An 18,252-nucleotide genomic window follows, 5' to 3' on the forward strand; every position below is an offset into this window, starting at 1 on the left:
AGACAAATTGCTGAGTTAGTGGCATGCCTTGCATGCTAAACGTGATGGTATTTTCCCCCACCAGCAATTTCTTGGGCACGGTAAAGCTGTTCGGTCAGGATCAACCGAACCAGTTGGTGGGGGAAAACTAGCTTGGAGAGGCTCCACACGAAATCTGCGCGGTCATGCACCGATGGATCAACACCGTACGCCCCACCAATCACCACGGTGATATTTCGGGAAGTATCCAGTGGACGTTGTAAGGTCTTAGCCAGCGCGGGAGAATCAATATTCTTTCCACGTTCATCAAGCAGGATCAAAAAATCCTTGGCATCAACCTTGGCCAGAATCCGTTCGGATTCCTCAGTCCGGGCGGCATCGCCTTCACGTGAGGAGTGCGGTAAAAGGTGCCATTTCACATCAAAGGGTTTCTTCATACGCTTTTCGTAGCGATCGATTCCCTCGCTCACCCATGATTCGTGTTTTTTGCCAATAGCCAGCACCCGGATACTCATACATCTATCTTCTCGCACTCAACTGATTTTCCGTTCCAGCATTTCCTGAGCGTTCTCAAGGCTTGTTCCAGCGCGGGAAGCTACGCTGAGATGCATGAATGCATCTAGACGCCGCGGAAACCTCACTCCGGGTTCCACCATCACATTTGTTTTGGCTGCGGTGCTAGGCGTTTTTGCGCTCGCCCGACGCATGTGGATTTCGGTGCGGATGGATTCGGGTCTTGCCTCATGGGATGCGCCAACGCTCGACTGGATGGTGGCACACCGTAGCCCTGCAGCTACCAATATTGCATGGTTATTTTCTACCTTGGGGGACACCCTGTGGATGAGCATTATTGCCCTCATTGCTATTGCACTTCTTAGTTGGAAAACCAGAAGTTATTGGCCGGGTTTGTTGATCGCGCTGACTGCCGCCGGGTCCGTCACGCTAACGGTGGTGCTAAAAAACGCCACTCATCGAGCCAGACCGGCGATCAAACAGGCAGTTGCCCCGGAGCCTACCTCTTATGCGTTCCCCAGCGGCCACACGCTAAATTCCGCGGCAATCTTCGGCGTCATTGGGTACCTTCTCTTTATTCTCCTGCGCCACCAGGCTTCGCGGATCATCAGCATCTGCGTGCTGGGAGCCTTTGTTCTCGGGGTGGGATGGAGCCGCGTCTATTTGGGGCATCACTGGCTCACCGATGTTTTGGCAGGGCTACTCATCGGTTGTGCCTGGGCCGCAATCATGATGATATTGCATCACTTTGTGGTGTTGAAGAATCGACGTTTTGCCCGCTGGGTTCGTATCTAGCGGATCCCGGTACCACAGCACTGAAAACCTTTCCCGGATGCCAACCGCAGGCGTAATCTCAAGGCATGATAATCATTGTTCCTAGAAACGAGGACTGATGAGATCAAGCGCGTTGCCTCCGCTGAAGAAAACCAGCCACGAGTATCCGAAGCTAAACAGGATCACCAGGACTGATCAGTATACCGAGGCCAACCGAGGCGATAACGGGTCATGCTGATCTTCTCGAGAACATTGCAGCATTTGCAGCCGAGCTGATGTCCAAAGAGCAGACTCATAAAACACATGTGAAAACCGAAGCCGTGCCGAATACGAAACGGATGAAAAAATGAGCAAGCTGATTTATGCGATGAGTATTTCGCTTGATGGTTATTTTGTTGATGAGTCGGGAAAATTCGATTGGAGCATGCCAGACGAAGAGGTCCATAGCTTTATCAATGATCTGGAACGTGGCGTTGAGCTTCAACTGTTGGGGCATCGATTCTACGACGTTCTGAAGGTGTGGGAAAAGCTCTTCGAGGATCAAAGCCTGCCATCGTATATCCATGACTACGCGAGTATCTGGAATGCGGCTCGCAAGATCGTCTACTCCAAGATATTGCGCACGCCCGAAACCGAACGAACAGAGATCCGCAGTTCCTTTGATGTGCAGGAGATCCTTCGGTTGAAGGAATCAACAAGGACTCACATTTCAATCGGTGGTGCCGAGCTTGCAGCTCAGGCACTCACCGCGGGCCTTGTTGATGAGGTTCATTTCTTTGTCTCACCAGTAATTGTTGGTGGGGGAAGGCGAGCATTGCCCGAGGGACTAAAGCTGGATCTTGAACTGATGGCGCAACGAACATTTACTAGCGGAAGCACATATCTGGGGTACCGGGTGAAGAACGCTCTCTAGAAATTTAGCGCGAGTAGCGGCGCCAGTTGTCGTTTCTAGGCTCAGCTAACAAAACAGACTTTCGGCTAACACGGTATTTTGGGCAATGAAAACCCCCGTAGATTCAATGATCTACGGGGGGTTTTCGCTGGCGGAGACGGTGGGATTTGAACCCACGGTACGGGGTTACCGTACACAACATTTCGAGTGTTGCACCTTCGGCCGCTCGGACACGTCTCCAGACCTGAATACTCTATCGGAAGAATGGCCCACAGCAAAAACGAGGGGTTTGCAAGACAGAATGAAACCATGACTTCGAGAAACGAATTGCCCCTCATCCCTCCGGATCAGCTGACCCAAGAGCTGTTGCGGGCTTGGTCCTGGCATAGGCAGGGACTTGATGGCTCATTGGCCGAAGTGGATGCCGCAGAAGTTCTGGACCGGGTGGGCTGGGCGCGTTCGGTGGGCGGCTCAAATACCTACCTCACGCTGTTTGCTCGAGCCGGGATCCGGCGTGAGAAAGTCGATCGGGTGGTGGCTCGGCAAGAAATTCACGAATTGCCCTCGGCTCGAGGCTGCACTTACGTACTACCTGCGAAGGAGTTTGCTTGGGGATTACAGCTCGGGCGCAACGCTGCCGAGACAGAGGTTAAAGTTCTTGGCAGGTTGGGTGTTGAACGCAGCGAGATCGAAGCTTTAGCCGAAAAGGTTTTGGAAACGTTACGCCAGGCTGGCGCAGAAGCTTCCATGGACCCGCGCCAGCTGCGTGAGGTTCTAGGTGGCGCGGTGCGCACTATGGGTGAAGAGGGCAAAAAGAAGGGCTCGAGCACCACGTTGCCGGCAGCGCTTGGGCTACTACAGGCCGATGGTCGAATCCGTAGGGTGCCGGTCAATGGACGCTTGGATCAACAACGCTACTCCTACACCCTGTGGGATCTGCCGTCCACTGGAGCAAACGATGAAGAGCTCAGGGCTCGAATGGTTCAACGGTTTTTGGGTTGGACCGGCGGGGCCACCCTGGGGCAGCTTCGGTGGTTCACAGCTTTCACCGTTGCGCAGTCAAAGGCCGCGCTGAGCGCGGTTGGTGCAACACCAATGAATACAGCAGCAGGAGAGGAGCTGTGGATGATGCCTCAGGATCTCTCCAAGCTGGCTAAGTTTGTTATCCCGGCAGAAGAAGATATTCAGCTTCTGGCTGGTAGCGATTCACTAGTGCTGTTGCGTCGAAATTCTGCGGACCTATTTGATGAGGTGGGGAGGGGAGCTGTGACGGGAATGAGCGGATCGGCCCTGGCCGCAGATCTTTCCGATCACCCGATCCTTGATCGGGGACGCATTATTGGCCTGTGGCAGTACGATCCTGAAAATGCGCGGATTGCTTGGTGGACCTTTGCTCCGGTCACCCCCGCGGTGAAAGAGAAAATTGCGCTGGTTGAGGCCTGGATCGCCGAAGATTTAGGGGATTTTCGATCTTTCAGTTTGGATTCCCCAAAATCAAGAGCCAAGAACATTGCGGTCTTGGATGAGCGTAGAAACGCCTGATGAGTATGCTGTGACCCGAAAGCAGGTTAGCGTTTGGTGCGGAAAAAATCGGTGAGTAGGCGTGCACATTCTTCTTCGCGTACGCCCGGGTAGACCTCAACCCAGTGGTTCAATCGAGGTTCGCGCAAAATGTCGAATACCGAGCCGACAGCGCCGGCCTTTTCATCCCACGCCCCGAAGATCACCTTGGGAATGCGGGAGAGCACAATGGCCCCGGCACACATGGCGCAGGGTTCGAGTGTGACAACCAAGGTGCAGTCTTCTAGACGCCAACCGTCATCAATGCCAGAAGCGCGCATAGCCTCCGCGGCAGCACGAATGGCGATAACCTCCGCATGGGCGGTGGGATCACCGTGTGCTTCGCGTTCGTTCCTGCCAGTGGACAGCACCGTTCCATCGGGTCCCAGGATGAGCGCGCCAATCGGGACATCTCCGGTGATCAGGGCGGCTCGGGCTTCATTTAGGGCAAGGCCCATTAGGCGCAGGTGTGTTGGGTCAATCATGGTGCCAACCACTCTAATAGGTGTTGCCGAAAGACAATGGCGGGAATCACGAGCGATTGAAGCAAAAAACACGGTTTTTCCCAGATCAGGCTGGTAGATTTTGGTGCATGCGCGTACAGGTAATTGACCACCCGCTGGTGGCCCACAAAGTATCGGTCCTTCGAGACAAGAACACCCCTTCGCCGGTGTTCCGGCAGCTGACCGACGAGTTGGTGACCCTGCTTGCCTATGAGGCGACCCGTGAGGTCAAAACCGTTGAGGTCAGGGTTGAAACCCCGGTGGCAGTGACCACCGGTATCGCCTTTGCCAAGCCAACCCCACTGGTGGTCCCGATTCTGCGCGCGGGTCTGGGCATGCTCGAGGGAATGACCCGCTTGGTGCCAACCGCTGAGGTTGGTTTCCTAGGGATGGCTCGTAACGAGGAAACCCTCGACATCATCACCTACGCCGAGCGTTTGCCTGCAGATTTGACGGGCCGTCAGGTATTCGTGCTTGACCCGATGCTTGCTACCGGTGGAACCTTGATCGAATCTATCAAGTTCCTCTTTGATCGCGGTGCCGAGGATGTTACCTGCATCTGCCTAATCGCAGCACCCGAGGGCCTTGCACGTCTGGAAGAAGCCTACGGCGATAACGACAAGGTTCACCTGATCCTTGGAGCGCTCGATGAGAAGCTTGACGAAAACGCCTATATCGTTCCCGGTCTGGGAGACGCAGGCGATCGCCTGTACGGTGTTGCCCACTAAATCTATAAGCTAAATTTTTGGCTTAAAGCCGTGGGGCTCTTTGCCTGTGGACGTGTAGTCCCAGAGACAAAGAGCCCCACGGCTTTTGTGTGTGCCGGAGCATGCTCAATGGATTATGCGCTGAGGTCTTCCCACAGAAAGGGAGTGACGTTACCCGATTCCCAATCCTGGCGCAGGATGGCATAGGCGAGTGAAGCCACATAACTGCCATCACCGGTGGGCCATCCCAAACGGTAGTGGGCTTCCTTGAGGAAGCCTGCTCGAAGGAAAGTCTTGCGCATCCCAATATTGTCTTCCCGGGTCTGCCCCTCAAAACGCAGGATTTGCGGCATAGCGGTAAAAACAAAGTCGGTGAGAGCCTTGAGAACTACAACGCCTAACCCCTGTCCGCGATGTTTTTGATCCAAGCGAAGATCGAAGAGCGGGGTGGCGTCGCACAAATCTTCCAGCGATACCATTCCCAGTAACTGATCATCTTGGAAAATCCAATAGCCCTGAGTCTCCTCATTCCACCAGCGACCTTCCTCGACCCCGGCCCGAATCTCCTGCGTTTGCGGTGCAGATTGGACATGGAACGGGAACGTATTTGAGCAGAGGAATTCAACGATCTGCGCGGTATCGGCGGCCTGCATGGCCTGAAAGGTAATGGGCATGTTCTTGAGCGTAGCGCGTTGGTTCTTCTCTACCGGTAACGAAGCAGGTTTGGTTAGGAACGCGGCGAACGCGCAGGTTTCCCCGCTTTGGGTGCCTTGGCAGGTCTAGGTGGTACCAGCGGTTTGGGTGGGATCTGCGCGGGTAGCGGTAAACGCACCGTGAAGACCGTATTACCTGGTACCGATGCCACCGAGATTGACCCATGGTGGGCCTCAACAATCGCTTGAGCGATCGGCAAACCCAACCCGGTCGTGCCATCGGCTCCGGAGCGTGCAGCATCAGCACGAGTAAAGCGCTTGAACACATGCGGTAAGAAGTCTGGGTCGATACCCTCACCGGTATCAGTGACGCTCAAAACTGCTTCATGAGCTGCAGTATCCCGGTGCAGGGCCACGGTTACCGTATTACCCACCGAGGTGTGTTTACGTGCATTGGCCAACAAATTGGTGATGACCCGGCGTAACGCGCCGGCATCTGCAGAAATCATCACGGGTTCTTCCGGTACCTCGGCGACCCATTGGTGATCCGGGGTGGTGATCTTAAAATCCTCGGTGATTTCACTGGCAAGCTGAGATAAATTTACCTCGGAGGTTTTGAGTTGATGCTTCTCATCGAGCCGTGCCAAGAGCAAAAGATTTTCCACCAGCGAACTCATCCGGGTACTTTGCTCAAGCACGCGGTTCAAGGACCGCTGACCGTCATCACTGAAATGCTCGGTGGCACTTATCAGTTCCGTATACCCACGGATTGCCGAAAGCGGGGTGCGTAGTTCGTGAGATGCGTCGGCAACAAATTGGCGCATCTGTGCCTCGGACGCCTCACGGGCGGCAAAAGCCGTGGCCACGTTATCTAAGAGGGCATTGAGGGCATGCCCAACATCGCCGGATTCGGTTCCAGGAATTGAATCGCCAGGAGCCACTCGAGCTTCCAAAGCCACCGTTCCGGAATCGAGTTCGGCATTGGCAACCGATGATGCCACGGCAGAGACTCTCTGTAGCGCAGCTAAGGAGCGACGGATAATCAGCGAACCAATAAGCCCAATGGCAAACAATCCTGCCAATGAAACAGTGATCGTCAAAACCCCTAGAGCGGCAAGCGTGCGTTCGTTCGGCGCCGTGGGTAGACCGGTAATCAATACACCTCCGGAACCAGGGTCCTTCTGTGCCGAAAGGAGATAGTCCCCGATGCTCAGGGATTCAATGACCGGCGGGCCATCAAGTTTGAGGGTAGCGAGCAACTGGGCATCGGCACCGGTAATGTCTTTGCGCTCGCCGGTCTTGGAATCTAGCACAGCTCCGGAAAAGAGGTATCCGGAGACCATCTTGGCATTCAACGTTCCGGAGGCTTGACCGGGGGCAAAAAGCGAGCCGGTGGGAGCATCACGACCAATTTCCGCGGAATACGTGGCTGCGCGCTCGGACGCGAAATTCAGTTGCTCATGTAACTGCATGTTCATCGACTGCCGCATGCCGGTGTTGAGCGCTAGGCCAATGACCGTACAGATCAGCGCAAGTGAGCCAATGAGTGCAAGCAATAATTTGCGTTGCAAGGTTAGACGGCCAAATAGCGTGGTTTTGCTTGGTGGGTCGGTGGTCTTGGAATCGTTCGGTTCACTTTTTTGCGTTAATGCATCCTGCTGGGCTGACGTGGCCGGTGCTACCTCAGCATCTGCCGGGGTGGCTCTCTCGGATGCGGGGTGGCTCATGAAGCGGGCTTGAGCATGTACCCGGCGCCGCGAACCGTATGGATCATCGGTGGGGCATCGGCCTCGAGTTTTTTGCGGAGGTAGGAAATGTAGAGTTCGACGATGTTTGCTTGTCCACCAAAATCGTAATGCCAGACGTTATCGAGGATTTGGGACTTCGAGACTACTCTCCGTGCATTGAGCATGAGGTAGGAAAGCAGATCGAATTCGGTTGCCGTGAGGCTGATAGGAACCCCGGCGCGCGTCACATCGTGAGAATCGGTGTTCAATACCAGATCCCCAACGACCAATTCTGCGCTATCGGCAGTGTTGGCACCGGAGCGCTCCACGAGTTTGTGCAGGCGTAGCAGAACTTCCTCGAGGCTAAATGGCTTTGCCACATAGTCATCGGCACCGAGACCCAAACCCTCGATGCGGTCTTCCACAGCGTCCTTGGCCGTGAGGAAGAGCACCGGAACTTCTGGGAGGAACATACGAACTTTACGGAGTACCTCGGGGCCCTCGAAACCTGGCAACATCCAGTCAAGGACCAGCACATCAGGGGTGGTGTTTCGGGCGGCTTCGACTGCACCGGGACCATCATGTGCGACTGTTGCTTCCCAACCCAGCATGCGGGTGCCCATGGAGACGAGTTCGGCAAGCGAAGGCTCATCGTCGACAACTAGGACCCGGATGGGTGTGCCATCCGGGTGGGTGAGTCGGGGCAGTTGGGTGGGTGAAAAACGCGATGCTGACATGTTTCTACTCTCCATCCGGGGTTTTGGTCGCAACTGTGATGACACTGTGCGTGGCCTGTGAACCGTGGTTAGTACAGCTTATTGCCTGCAGAGCACCGAGTCTGGGCGGTCGAGAAGGGGAAGCAGCAAATTGCCCATTGTTTGGATGGAAAAGGGGGTGTAAGGCTCCCCACCAATGCAACGTTATGCGCTTAATTGATCAGTTTGCGCATGGATTTCAAAATGACCACGCACCTCGTGCGCGAACTTGGGGTCACGCTCAACATCTGCACAATGTGATGATCATCACTTTCGATACGGTTCGTCTCACATGGTGGACACTTTTGAAGTTTGTTACTTGCGGGTTCCGAATATTACGAGGAAACTGATGATTATGAATAGTGCAGCAACAGCAACTCAGAGCCTTAGTCGAGGCGTGGTGATCAGTCACCTGAGATTCTGTTGTCGAATGCCCAGCTGAGCGTCGAACCCATTTTGACGCTCGGTGAAACTCGCATCGCTCCGATCTTTTCCGCACCAGCGGTGAGTTGAGGACAACTAAGCATTCGCGCCATTCCGTGGCATTCACACGAGTTAGAGGTAAAGCAGCATGTCGGTTACGTCCGGATACGTCCATGTCTCAATCCGCAACGCCCAGTCCCGCGCGGCAGCAGCCCAGCGCGCCACGACTCCCGGCGGTTATGCCCCAGCTGGCTATCGCCAGCTTCATGCAGTGCCTGCTACGCATGAGACTCGACCGATGACAGCTCCAACTCCCATTGTCGCCCCCAACGGAACCCCGGGTCCACAGTCGGTAGCTAACGACACCACTGCCCGCGGCTTCGTGCTCTACGTGGGCCTCGACGAGTCCGTGGCTCAGGCGCAGGGAACTTCACTGGGAAAATTGGCAACTCAGGTTCGTGCATTTTTGGCAACGCTTTCCCCCGAAGCGCAGACACACGCTGCGGTAGCACTGGCCCCGGCCAGCGCTCAGGGTGAAAACATCGACGTGGTTCGCCACGCACTCGGTGACCCAACCGTCAATCGCCGCCCACGCGCCGATGCCCGCCCGGCCGCTCCGCGCCCCTCGGGTGTGCTGATCGACCTTTCCCGCCGAGAAGTACACCTCGACGGCGAAACACTGAACCTCACGTTCAAGGAATTCGAGCTGCTGAACTACCTGGTGGAAAATGGCACCCGCACCGTGGGCCGCGACGAGTTGCTCACCAACCTGTGGCGCAACGCCGAAGAAGTGCCTAACGAGCGCACCATCGACGTGCACATCCGTCGCCTGCGCTCCAAACTAGGGCGCCTAGCCAACACGGTGCGTACCGTGCGCGGTCAGGGCTACCGCTTCTACGAGCACCCTGAAGTAGTTGTCTGGGCGGCACCCGAATACACCATCTAAATTTGGCTTAACCCGGTGGGGGGTATGCGCGAGATTCCTCGCGCATACCCCCCACCGACGTTTAATGCCTCAGGGGGATGGAATAGCCTCCAGCGAGGAAGAGCCAACAATTTCCGGGAGACGGCATAGGCTTAGATGCATGAGTGACCATCACCTAAAGCGGCTCGTGCTGTTGCGCCACGCCAAAAGCGACTACCCTCTGGGCGTCAGCGACCACGAGCGGCCGCTGGCCTCACGCGGTAACCGCGAAGCCCCCGCGGCAGGCGCCTGGCTCCGCGATCACGGGGTGATCCCGGATTTCATCGTGACTTCCGATGCGTTGCGCACGCGTTCGACGTGTGCCTGGGTGATGAGTGAACTTGGCGAAAAGGCGCCAACTCCATATCTCGACTCCCGGGTGTATGGAGCCTCAAGTACCAAGCTTTGCGCCATCATTAACGAAACCCCGGACACTGTGACCACTTTATTGGTTATTGGCCATCAACCGGTGCTACAAGAACTTGCCATGCGTTTGGCGAGCATTGATTCGGATGAAGAAGCCGTCTATGAGTTGGCGATGGATTACCCGACGTTGGGTATGACTGTTATGGAAACTGCTAAAAACTGGGCGGAAATTGATGGACGCGATATGCGCGTGACCAACTTTGTGGTGCCACGCTAGAACGTGGTTCTTCGCGGAAGCACAATCAGCTAGGTGAGCAAGGGACTCCGGTTACATCGCGCGAACCATCTGCGGCACCACCGCACGTAGTACCGAAGACTGGGAGATATGAAGGGTTGCTCCACCGCGACATGAATACTCCATTTTTGGGATTCCCTACGTAGATGGTGGAAAGGTGGGCATGTGAAACCGCGCGATACGCTTCTGGCCCTGCTTGTTGTCCTACTCTGGGGATTGAATTTCCTCTTTATTGATCTGGGGCTACGAGATACCCTTCCCTTGGTGTTTGTCGCCTTGCGTTTTGCCGCGGTGGCTTTCCCACTGATCTTTTTTGTACCAAAACCGCAAGCCAGTTGGAAGGTGATTGCCGGGATCGGGTTGACCATGAGCGCGGGTCAATTCGGCTTACTTTTCACGGCAATGCATTTAGGATTGCCTACGGGGTTGGCCCCTGTGGTGCTTCAATCCCAGATGTTTTTCACTATTGGACTTGGTGCGCTTTTCTTGCGTGAGTACCCGAACCGAAAACAGCTGCTAGGTACTGTACTGGGCATCGTGGGGCTGGTAGTTGTTGGGTTTGGCCGCGTTGCTGCTATTTCGGAAGGCACTGGCTTGGCCTCGGTTCTGCTGCCGTTATTGATCTGTATTGCCGCCGGTTTTAGCTGGGGGATTGGAAATGTGATTTCACGGTCGGCATCGGGCGCATCCGGACTGGGCTTGGTCGTCCATTCCGCCCTATGGGTGCCGCTACCCATGGTGGGCCTATCCTTGCTTCTTGACGGTCCTGCCGCAGTTGGTGATGCATTTACTACCTTGGGACCGGAGACTTGGTGGGGTGTCGCATTCACGGCAGTCATGGCTTCGCTGGTTGGATACAGTATTTGGAACACCTTGCTGGGCAAATATCCCACGGCCAAGGTCGTTCCCTACACATTGCTCATACCCGCTATTGGCATGGGCAGTGCTGCAATAGTTCTTGGACAATACCCCAACGCGTTGGAACTCATGGGTGCCTTGATCTTGGTTGCAGGGGTGGGGGTTGGGACGCTAACGTTGCGGCGTAAACGGGGCAATGCTGTAGTTCCGGAGATGGAAGCTAGTCCGTCCCCGGTTCCTGTAAGGGGTCGGAGTCACAAGAGCAAGCGGTAGCGGCAACAGGCTCAGCGTAGTGCTGCGGTAAACGCCATCACCGCACCAACACAGTCCTGTACGCTGCGTTCGGGGTGGAAGACCAGCCTGTCGCGACCTAAGATCAACGTTGCGCCAAAGATTGCTGTCGCTAGGGTGTCTAGATCAAGGCTCGGGGCGGCAGCTGCCTGCGACTTATTTTCCGAGATCCGGGTGAGGATCTGGTGCACCAAGAAGATGACTTCATGGCGCATGACCTTCAGTGCTGGCGCCCATTCACTCTGGGACTGCCACTGCTCGGAGATCCATAATTGGGCAAACGAAGGATACTCGGCAATGAATTCCAGCGACTCACTGACCATGAGCTCTAGGCCCTTGACGGGGTCTGGATCATTGACGCCTTTTTCGAGACGTTCAAAGAGGATCGCCACACCATAACTGAAAAGTTCGGCAATAAGCTCCGATTTCGAGCCAAAGTTGTAATAGACGGTGCCCTTGGATACACCGGCGGCCTTGGCAATCTCATCAACACTCACCGCATGGTGCCCTCGTAAACCGATCAGTTCCATCGACGCGGTGAAAAGTCGATGCTTGGAATCGGTGGCGCGCACTCGTGTACGTGGGGCACGTGTCTCACTCATTATGCGCTCAGCTCCGGGTGCAGTGTTTTCAGGGTCCAAGTCTTGTGTAAGCGGACCGCAACTGTGCTGGCCACAAGACCCAATACAGTGTAGCCAACGAGCCCGGCAATAATGGGGCCGAGCACCGAAAGGTCGGCACCATACATGAGGTGTCTCAGACCTGTCACAACATGTCCCATGGGGAGCCAGCGGTGGGCAACATGCAGGGCTTCGGGGGTGGTCTCCCATGGAAAAGTGCCACCCGAAGAAACTAGCTGGAGGACCATGAGGACCAGTACAACCATCTTGCCCGGTGTTCCGGCAAGTGCGCAGATACCTTGAATGATTGCAGTGAACGCCATAGACGCTAGCAAGAACAGGCCCCAAGTCATCCAGGGGTGAGCAGTGTTCAGGCCCAGCCCGAAGAGGACCACCGTGTACAAGATAGTTCCTTGCACAAGCGAGATACCTAGGAAGGGGAGCCACCCACCGATGGCGATCTTCCAGTTTGCCGCGTTGGAAGCAAGCGCGCGTTTGGTGATTGGTCGCATGATCTGCACGAGGATGAAGGCACCAATCCAGATGGCGAGGGTCATGAAGAATGGGGCGAGCCCTTCTCCATACACACTGGCTTTGGCTTGATCGGTGCGAGATATTTTAACCGGGTCCCCGATGACAGAGGATACTTGTTGACGGTTTGTGGCATCCGGATTGGGAATTTCGCTGCTGCCATCTGTGAGCTTGGTGGAAAGCTCATTGGCACCATTACTTAGTTCGGTTGCCCCGCTGCCTAACTCGCCCACGCCGGCGCCCAGATCTTTGGTACCGGTCACCAAGTCGCCGGTTCCCTGATGCAGCGTTTTAGCGCCAGCGGCCAACGATCCGGCACCTGCATTGAGTTGGCGGGCACCGGAAAGCGCTTCATGTTGACCTGCAGAGAGTGTTGCTGTTCCCTGGGCCAGGGTTTGGGCCCCATTGTTGAGTTTGCTTGCACCCGTCGTGGCATCGCTAATGCCGGTCTTGAGCGCAGGCATTGCTGCCGCCAGTTGGTTGCTGCCACCGGAAAGAGTGCCAAGGCCTGCTGCCAGTTCCTTGGCGCCGGCCGAAACCTGAGCCGAACCCTCCGCCAACGCGGAGATTTGTTGCCGCGCAGTGGCAAGTTGTTTTTTGGTGCTGGATACTTGAGCTTCGATGCCGGACGCAGCGGCGGCACCTTTGAGTGAAGCCGTAAGTTCCTTGGCTTGAGTTTCGGAGAGTACCCCGGCCTTGATTAGCTCGTTGGTATGTTTTTGCAGTGAAGCCCGGGCTGTAGTAATCCGCGAATCAGCATCCTTTTCAAGCGCAGTAATTGTATCCGCTGCGCTACTGACCTTGTCCTCGAGTGCTTTGTTGCCGGCCGCGACCTGAGCGGCACCCGCAGCGAGTTGCTTGGAGGCGGTTACAGCGGATTGTGCACCGTCGGCCAACTGCTGGGTCTTTGCTGGAAGTTGGGAAGTCTTGGACTTGAGCTCACCCATCCCACTGTGTAAATCCTCGGTTCCGGCAGCAAGTTCGCCAGCACCGGCGGCGAGTTGATCGGCGCCGCTGGCAAGCTTCTTTTGGCCAGAGACAATGGCGGAGGTGCCCTCGGATAGGGTGCCAGCACCGGTACTCAGTTCCGCGGCACCGTTATTGAGCTTGGCGGCCCCATCTTTGAGTGTGCTTACACCATTGGCAAGTGTTCCAACACCATCGGAGAGTTTCACGGTGCCGGTGTGTAGTTCGCCGGCGCCATCGGCTGCCTTGACCATGTTTGTATGAATATCCGAGAAGCCGCCAAGCAGCGCGTCGGCGGTCTGGGTTCCGACTTCCTTCGCCACGGTGTTATGGACCTGTCCGGCAAGCTTGTCCGCAAAAGTGCCAACCATATAGTTGTTTGCATCATTGGTAGTGATCTTCAGGATTGCTTGTTTAGCCTTCTCAAAGTCGCCGGGGGAGGCAAGGTTTGCCGAAAAATCCTTGGGGATCGTCATGGCAAATGAGTAATCTCCGCTGGCAACGCCGGCCTCGGCTGCTTCCTCGGAACTGACCACTATCCAGCCGAAGGTTCCGTCTTCAAGCAGCTCTTGGGTGACATCATCTCCAACTTTGAGCTCTTTACCGTCTTTAGAAGATCCCTCGTCGAGGTTGACGATTGCGGCTTTGACGTTGTTCAAATGAGCGTATGGATCCCAGTTGGCGTACAGATATAGGGCACCATACAACAGCGGAACCATGCACATGGCGATAATTGCCAGCCGTGGTAGGCGACCGGATGTCATTCGTTTAAGTTCTGAGAGCGCCAGACGCAGCGTGGTCATCGGGTTTCCTTCACTTCTTGGGCAAGACCTTGACCTGGTGAATCCGGTGTGGAGTCCTTGGCCTGGACAGAATCTTCCGGTACAGAATTCTCCGGACGAAGAGCTTTAGTGGGATATTCAGTTGCCAGCGTGGGAGGCGCCTGCTCAGTTTCGAGAATCTCTTTAACGGGCTCCATAACGTCGGTGCTTTCGACAATTGTGGATGGCTCGTCGGGTAGGGGCTCGCGGGTTTCAGGTGCGGTGGTTTTCTGACTAACGACTTCAGGTTTTGGATCCCGAGCAAAAATTCGGTGTGTTTGGGTATGGCCGGCAAATGCCACCGCACCGTCCCAACACATAGGGATGCGAGCGACAACAGCAATGACCGCGGGGGCGCGGCGGCCACCTGCAACATTCTTCAGATGTGCGATCCAGTCCTCTTCGGGGATTCCATGGCGATCCGGTGAATCGAAGATGGCCAGCTTGACGTTGCTGTCATCAAGCGACAGGTAGGTCAGGAGCAGGAATCGGTCTAGCGGGTCAATCGCGTCCAGCCAGTTCCCGGCCAGATGGTCAACCTTGTGGCGTTCCATCCATGAGTTGATGCTGCTGCGTCGCCAGCGGGGTCCTGGTTGTAGGGCCAGGTCTTCCGCCACCAGATCTCTGACCTTCAGGTGCGCCTCGGGTTCGTTGATCTCGGGGGAGTCAATGAGTGTGCTGATTTTGCGCACTGAACGTAGGGAAGAGTTACCTGCCCAGCTCACGGTTCCGGCACCGGGACGCATGCGAGCGCTGAGGCCCAGCGAAAGTGCGGTGCGGGTAGGTTGGGGTTCGGCCTGCACCAGAAGCAGCTCGCCGCGCGAAACGGTAAGGCTTGTTGGTTCCAGCAGTGGCTGGTGGCGTCCGGCGATGGCCAGTGAGTTTGCGATAAGCACGATATAAGACTAAATGAAACTGACCGGTCAGTTCAAATAGAGTGACTGTCTGCTTCACCACGTGCGGAGCAACCGGGGCAGCGTAGGAAACAATCTCGTATCATTTGACGGGCGAAATCTTTCAAAGCTGTTCCGCGGGAGAGGATAAGAGGTATGGGTAATCAATACTGGGTCGGCGCCTATTCGCCAGATGGTGGCGGAACTAGCCAAGGGATTTGTGCCATTGAATATCGAGATGGCAAGCTTTTCGATCTCGGGCTCGCCCATGCTGCCGACTCGCCATCGTGGATTACCGCGCACCCGAATCTTCCGGTTGTTTATGCGGCGCTAGAGCATCGTGGAGAAGTAGCAGCTTTCACGGTGATCTCACCTTCCAAACTTATGCCCCTGGGAAAGCCCATAGCCGCCGGTGAATTGCTGTGTCACTTAGCGCTAGATGTGGAAGCGAACACGCTGCTTGCTAGCTGTTACGGTGATGGAAAGCTGCTGGCCTATCCAATTGGTCAGGACGGCTCGCTCGGATCCCCACTAGTGGCCGAAGCCTCCAGTGATCCATTTGCACGTGAGGGACATGAGCCAAGAGCCTCCCGCTCGCACCAGAGTACGGTGCTAAGTAACGGCAAGATCATCACCACCGACCTTGGGCATGACGCCTTGCGAATCTGGGATTTGAAAGACGGTGAACTTTCTCTTCACCAACGCATCATCCTGCACAAGGGTGACGGGCCACGGCACCTAGTCGAACATCCATCTGGCATGTTGTACCTGGTGACCGAACACAGCGTTGAAATCATCACGCTGGCGGCCACGAGCGCGGGCGACTATGAAGTAATCTCGCGAACCGCCGTGGGTGATGACCTCATTGCGGGGGGGGCATTATCCGGCAGAAATTTCATTAGATGCCAAGGCCAATCGGCTCTACGTAGGAGTGCGTGGGCCCGGACGCATCGCGGTACTAAACCTTGGCGAAGATGGCGTTCCGATCCCAACGGCCGTCGAGCCCTGCCATGGGCAGTGGCCACGCCACCATGTTCAAGCCGGAGACGCCTTGCTGGTAGCCAACCAGCTCTCAAGCACCATTTCGGCATTGGGTCTGAACGCAACGGACGGCTTGCCCGATATATTGCTCAGTTCCTTAGATCTTGAGAGCCCTACGTGTCTTACTGTCCAAATAAAACACTAGGGTCAACAAGTAGTGGGCCCCGAGTCGTTGCGTAATTTCTGATTGAGCAGAACACCAGGATCACCCGTTGCGCGCGGGCCTGAGGGGCTGAAAAGTGTGACAAGCGATCACTCGCCGCTGCGCACCGAGACGCTTGGCAACGGGTAATCGTGTGTTCTTGTGACGCTATTGCTCCAGCGGCGAACTTGCCTGTACGAAAAAACTTCCCTAACCGCTTGTTCCCTTTGAAGCAGGTGCGGGTGGTGCGCTTGTTCTGCAGATCGAATTCGGGAGCAGGTCCCGGAAATGCCTTATGGGTGAGTCTAATCAGTGAGGATACGCGACTGCAGAGGGCTTGTTCCCTGGGCGGCGGGTGGGGAGACAACAAGAGAAAAGCCACGATTTCTCGTGGCTTTTCTCATTTGGTGCGCCCAAAGGGATTCGAACCCCTGACCTTCTGTTCCGTAGACAGACGCTCTATCCAGCTGAGCTATGGGCGCATATTCAATTTGCTTCAAACCTTGCGATCCGAACTCGAATAACTATACATAGGTTTCGGCAGTAGGTCGATCCAAAACACTAAACCGTGCGCGACGTCACGTCAGGTCGTGGCGAAAGGAGGGCCTTGATGCTTCGGTGCGGGGGTTCAGGGCGCGTTGTAGAGAGGCAACTGGATGCGGCACTGGTATCTGCACTGATGCGCGCGGATAATAAACAACGCATTGCTGGGGTAAAGGTACCCGCCGGCGCGGGTGCCGCAATAGGAGTCAGCCGCGGATCGAATGGAGCTGTGTGAGGATGGCCGAGGCGGAAGCAGCTGCGGGGGATACCTCGGCAGTGTCAGCACCACAACGCGCAGTTGACTGGTATGAACTATTTTTTGATCTGGTATTCGTTGCGGTGATCGCGTTATCGGCACGGGCCATTGAGCACGAGCCCGGCGTTGGCACCGTGCTGGTTTTCCTCCTGCTTTTCTTTCCCTTGTGGTGGGCGTGGGTCAACCTCATGATCGCCAATAATCTTTATGGCTCACGCTTCACTGCTGTGGGGCTGCTGATTATTTTTTCCATGCCCGGCGCCGCGGCCATGGCGGTTGCAATCTCCCAAGGTGTGGAAGGGCATGGACAGCTCTACGCCTTAGGAGCGGCATGGATCCGATTGACCCTGCTGATGATCTGGCTGATTCCCTTCATCAAGAAAATCGTTAAGGTGCCTCTATGGCGTCCTCTTGCCTACAACCTCGTGACCGCGGCCTTGTGGCTCATGTCGTTGCCGGTTCCGGTGCCGTGGAGATACGGGGTGTGGGCCTTGGCGGTAAGCGCCGAGGTGTTTTTGTTGGCTTGGCGCCGTGGGTTTTCCTTCGACGTCTATGAGCGAGTTGCCATTCCGCATCTGCTTGAACGCATCGGGCTGTTCATCGTTATTGTCATTGGCGAAGCCGTATATCTGGTGGTCACTGGATTGGCAGATCACCCGAGTCTTGCAGGGGCGGCAGCGGGCATCTGGGGGTTCATCATTTGCGCACTATTGGCCCGTGCCTTTTTTCGGTGGGGTGGACCGAGTACCGAGGAGGGACTTGCCGCCGCCCGGTTGCGACACTCATATGGTGCAATGCGTGATGCTGTGATGTATTTTCCCTTCATTGCCGTGGCGGCACTGACATTTATTGCTGCTTCCCTGGGGAGCGCGGTTTCACTGGCCGGCGAGCCGCTACCCTTCGAGGGCCGAGTACTACTGGCCGTGGGAATTGGCGGATTTTATCTGGCAAATGCCCTGATCGGGCTGCGGCTGGGGAGGCATTTGGGCCGTGTTGGATTGCTCCTTGGTGCCGGTGTGCTCTTGCCGGCAGTTGCGTGCCTCAGCAGTGGGACATGGCCGGCTTGGGCAACAGTAGGCTTGGCGGCCATCGCACTCTTAATTATCGATGCGCTCAGCACAGCGTTGGAGCAGCGGGCCGCGGCGCACGAAAAATAGGGCGGTGCAAAGGGGATGCTCT

The 18,252-nt window shown here is 55.9% G+C and carries 17 protein-coding genes, 2 tRNA genes and 1 pseudogene; 10 read left to right on the forward strand and 10 right to left on the reverse strand.

Translation table 11 applies throughout. The features are described from left to right. Positions 1 to 35: 35 nt before the first annotated feature. Positions 36 to 494 (reverse strand): 23S rRNA (pseudouridine(1915)-N(3))-methyltransferase RlmH, encoded by a 459-nt coding sequence (locus CQ018_RS18685; protein ID WP_181150011.1) that lies wholly within the window; start codon positions 492 to 494, stop codon positions 36 to 38. A 94-nt stretch (positions 495 to 588) separates the two neighbouring features. Here CQ018_RS18685 and CQ018_RS18690 point away from each other — a divergent pair, with 94 nt between their 5' ends. Both CQ018_RS18690 and CQ018_RS18695 read left to right on the forward strand, forming a co-directional pair. Then, positions 589 to 1,287, forward strand: coding sequence for a phosphatase PAP2 family protein (locus CQ018_RS18690; protein WP_105551525.1), 699 nt, complete (start codon positions 589 to 591; stop codon positions 1,285 to 1,287). Between the two features lie 325 nt (positions 1,288 to 1,612). After that, on the forward strand, positions 1,613 to 2,179 hold the full coding sequence (locus CQ018_RS18695) for a dihydrofolate reductase family protein (RefSeq protein ID WP_105551526.1): 567 nt from the start codon (positions 1,613 to 1,615) through the stop codon (positions 2,177 to 2,179). 128 nt (positions 2,180 to 2,307) lie between these two features. Here CQ018_RS18695 and CQ018_RS18700 read toward each other — a convergent pair. Then, positions 2,308 to 2,398: transfer RNA gene (locus CQ018_RS18700), tRNA-Ser, on the reverse strand. Positions 2,399 to 2,467: 69 nt separating this feature from the next. Between CQ018_RS18700 and CQ018_RS18705 the strand changes: the two genes are divergently transcribed. Beyond that, the gene (locus CQ018_RS18705) at positions 2,468 to 3,700 is read left to right on the forward strand and encodes a DNA glycosylase AlkZ-like family protein (RefSeq protein WP_105551543.1); all 1,233 of its coding nucleotides are present in this window, start codon (positions 2,468 to 2,470) and stop codon (positions 3,698 to 3,700) included. Between the two features lie 26 nt (positions 3,701 to 3,726). Here the strand turns inward: CQ018_RS18705 and CQ018_RS18710 are convergent, their stop codons facing one another. Then, a complete protein-coding gene (locus tag CQ018_RS18710) occupies positions 3,727 to 4,203 on the reverse strand; it encodes a nucleoside deaminase (RefSeq protein ID WP_105551527.1) in 477 nt (158 codons plus the stop codon). 107 nt (positions 4,204 to 4,310) lie between these two features. Between CQ018_RS18710 and upp the strand changes: the two genes are divergently transcribed. Next, positions 4,311 to 4,949: a uracil phosphoribosyltransferase gene (gene upp / locus CQ018_RS18715; RefSeq protein WP_105551528.1), complete on the forward strand. Its 639-nt coding sequence runs from the start codon at positions 4,311 to 4,313 to the stop codon at positions 4,947 to 4,949. A gap of 113 nt (positions 4,950 to 5,062) precedes the next feature. Here the strand turns inward: upp and CQ018_RS18720 are convergent, their stop codons facing one another. From CQ018_RS18720 to CQ018_RS18730, 3 genes are read right to left on the reverse strand one after another with little or no spacing between them, the layout of a single operon-like run. Continuing rightward, the gene (locus CQ018_RS18720; protein WP_105551529.1) at positions 5,063 to 5,602 is read right to left on the reverse strand and encodes a GNAT family N-acetyltransferase; all 540 of its coding nucleotides are present in this window, start codon (positions 5,600 to 5,602) and stop codon (positions 5,063 to 5,065) included. Between the two features lie 53 nt (positions 5,603 to 5,655). Beyond that, positions 5,656 to 7,308: a cell wall metabolism sensor histidine kinase WalK gene (locus CQ018_RS18725; RefSeq protein ID WP_105551530.1), complete on the reverse strand. Its 1,653-nt coding sequence runs from the start codon at positions 7,306 to 7,308 to the stop codon at positions 5,656 to 5,658. Then, the gene (locus tag CQ018_RS18730; RefSeq protein ID WP_105551531.1) at positions 7,305 to 8,045 is read right to left on the reverse strand and encodes a response regulator transcription factor; all 741 of its coding nucleotides are present in this window, start codon (positions 8,043 to 8,045) and stop codon (positions 7,305 to 7,307) included. Before CQ018_RS18730 ends, CQ018_RS18725 begins: the two co-directional genes overlap by 4 nt. A 589-nt stretch (positions 8,046 to 8,634) precedes the next feature. On the opposite strand from CQ018_RS18730, the gene CQ018_RS18735 reads away from it, so the two are divergent. The 3 genes from CQ018_RS18735 (at position 8,635) to CQ018_RS18745 (ending at position 11,242) form a co-directional block, all read left to right on the forward strand. Further along, the gene (locus tag CQ018_RS18735; RefSeq protein ID WP_105551532.1) at positions 8,635 to 9,432 is read left to right on the forward strand and encodes a winged helix-turn-helix domain-containing protein; all 798 of its coding nucleotides are present in this window, start codon (positions 8,635 to 8,637) and stop codon (positions 9,430 to 9,432) included. A 139-nt stretch (positions 9,433 to 9,571) separates the two neighbouring features. Then, positions 9,572 to 10,093, forward strand: a complete 522-nt coding sequence (locus tag CQ018_RS18740; protein WP_105551533.1) for a histidine phosphatase family protein — start codon at positions 9,572 to 9,574, stop codon at positions 10,091 to 10,093. A gap of 183 nt (positions 10,094 to 10,276) precedes the next feature. Next, on the forward strand, positions 10,277 to 11,242 hold the full coding sequence (locus tag CQ018_RS18745; RefSeq protein WP_105551534.1) for an EamA family transporter: 966 nt from the start codon (positions 10,277 to 10,279) through the stop codon (positions 11,240 to 11,242). Between the two features lie 11 nt (positions 11,243 to 11,253). On the opposite strand, the gene CQ018_RS18750 is transcribed toward CQ018_RS18745, so the two are convergent. The 3 genes from CQ018_RS18750 to CQ018_RS18760 are packed head-to-tail and all read right to left on the reverse strand — an operon-like array spanning position 11,254 to position 15,094. Next, the gene (locus tag CQ018_RS18750; protein WP_105551535.1) at positions 11,254 to 11,862 is read right to left on the reverse strand and encodes a TetR/AcrR family transcriptional regulator; all 609 of its coding nucleotides are present in this window, start codon (positions 11,860 to 11,862) and stop codon (positions 11,254 to 11,256) included. After that, positions 11,862 to 14,180 carry a YhgE/Pip domain-containing protein gene (locus tag CQ018_RS18755; RefSeq protein ID WP_105551536.1) on the reverse strand — a complete coding sequence of 773 codons (2,319 nt, stop codon included), beginning with the start codon at positions 14,178 to 14,180 and terminating at the stop codon, positions 11,862 to 11,864. The genes CQ018_RS18750 and CQ018_RS18755 overlap by 1 nt, the downstream gene beginning before the upstream one ends. Next, entirely contained in the window at positions 14,177 to 15,094 is a 918-nt protein-coding gene (locus CQ018_RS18760; RefSeq protein WP_105551537.1) for an adenylate/guanylate cyclase domain-containing protein, read from the reverse strand. Before CQ018_RS18760 ends, CQ018_RS18755 begins: the two co-directional genes overlap by 4 nt. A gap of 153 nt (positions 15,095 to 15,247) precedes the next feature. On the opposite strand from CQ018_RS18760, the pseudogene CQ018_RS18765 reads away from it, so the two are divergent. Both CQ018_RS18765 and CQ018_RS20900 read left to right on the forward strand, forming a co-directional pair. Further along, positions 15,248 to 15,931, forward strand: a pseudogene (locus CQ018_RS18765) (lactonase family protein); the annotation flags it as partial. 16 nt (positions 15,932 to 15,947) lie between these two features. After that, on the forward strand, positions 15,948 to 16,277 hold the full coding sequence (locus CQ018_RS20900; RefSeq protein WP_374954221.1) for a beta-propeller fold lactonase family protein: 330 nt from the start codon (positions 15,948 to 15,950) through the stop codon (positions 16,275 to 16,277). 402 nt (positions 16,278 to 16,679) lie between these two features. Here CQ018_RS20900 and CQ018_RS18770 read toward each other — a convergent pair. Continuing rightward, positions 16,680 to 16,756: transfer RNA gene (locus tag CQ018_RS18770), tRNA-Arg, on the reverse strand. 298 nt (positions 16,757 to 17,054) lie between these two features. On the opposite strand from CQ018_RS18770, the gene CQ018_RS18775 reads away from it, so the two are divergent. Further along, complete coding sequence (locus tag CQ018_RS18775) at positions 17,055 to 18,230, forward strand: low temperature requirement protein A (RefSeq protein ID WP_105551539.1); 1,176 nt, start codon at positions 17,055 to 17,057, stop codon at positions 18,228 to 18,230. Positions 18,231 to 18,252 lie beyond the last annotated feature (22 nt).

The organism is Arthrobacter sp. MYb227 (assembly GCF_002975435.1).
GTDB lineage: Bacteria > Actinomycetota > Actinomycetes > Actinomycetales > Micrococcaceae > Paeniglutamicibacter.

Coding starts and splice junctions, on each gene's coding strand:
- CQ018_RS18685 (WP_181150011.1), bottom strand. CDS start 494: ATGAGTATCCGGGTGCTGGCTATTGGCAAAAAACACGAATCATGGGTG.
- CQ018_RS18755 (WP_105551536.1), bottom strand. CDS start 14,180: ATGACCACGCTGCGTCTGGCGCTCTCAGAACTTAAACGAATGACATCC.
- CQ018_RS18705 (WP_105551543.1), top strand. CDS start 2,468: ATGACTTCGAGAAACGAATTGCCCCTCATCCCTCCGGATCAGCTGACC.
- CQ018_RS18735 (WP_105551532.1), top strand. CDS start 8,635: ATGTCGGTTACGTCCGGATACGTCCATGTCTCAATCCGCAACGCCCAG.
- CQ018_RS18775 (WP_105551539.1), top strand. CDS start 17,055: ATGGCCGAGGCGGAAGCAGCTGCGGGGGATACCTCGGCAGTGTCAGCA.
- CQ018_RS18725 (WP_105551530.1), bottom strand. CDS start 7,308: ATGAGCCACCCCGCATCCGAGAGAGCCACCCCGGCAGATGCTGAGGTA.
- CQ018_RS18695 (WP_105551526.1), top strand. CDS start 1,613: ATGAGCAAGCTGATTTATGCGATGAGTATTTCGCTTGATGGTTATTTT.
- CQ018_RS18740 (WP_105551533.1), top strand. CDS start 9,572: ATGAGTGACCATCACCTAAAGCGGCTCGTGCTGTTGCGCCACGCCAAA.
- CQ018_RS18750 (WP_105551535.1), bottom strand. CDS start 11,862: ATGAGTGAGACACGTGCCCCACGTACACGAGTGCGCGCCACCGATTCC.
- CQ018_RS20900 (WP_374954221.1), top strand. CDS start 15,948: ATGACCTCATTGCGGGGGGGGCATTATCCGGCAGAAATTTCATTAGAT.
- CQ018_RS18720 (WP_105551529.1), bottom strand. CDS start 5,602: ATGCCCATTACCTTTCAGGCCATGCAGGCCGCCGATACCGCGCAGATC.
- CQ018_RS18730 (WP_105551531.1), bottom strand. CDS start 8,045: ATGTCAGCATCGCGTTTTTCACCCACCCAACTGCCCCGACTCACCCAC.
- CQ018_RS18690 (WP_105551525.1), top strand. CDS start 589: ATGAATGCATCTAGACGCCGCGGAAACCTCACTCCGGGTTCCACCATC.
- upp (WP_105551528.1), top strand. CDS start 4,311: ATGCGCGTACAGGTAATTGACCACCCGCTGGTGGCCCACAAAGTATCG.
- CQ018_RS18710 (WP_105551527.1), bottom strand. CDS start 4,203: ATGATTGACCCAACACACCTGCGCCTAATGGGCCTTGCCCTAAATGAA.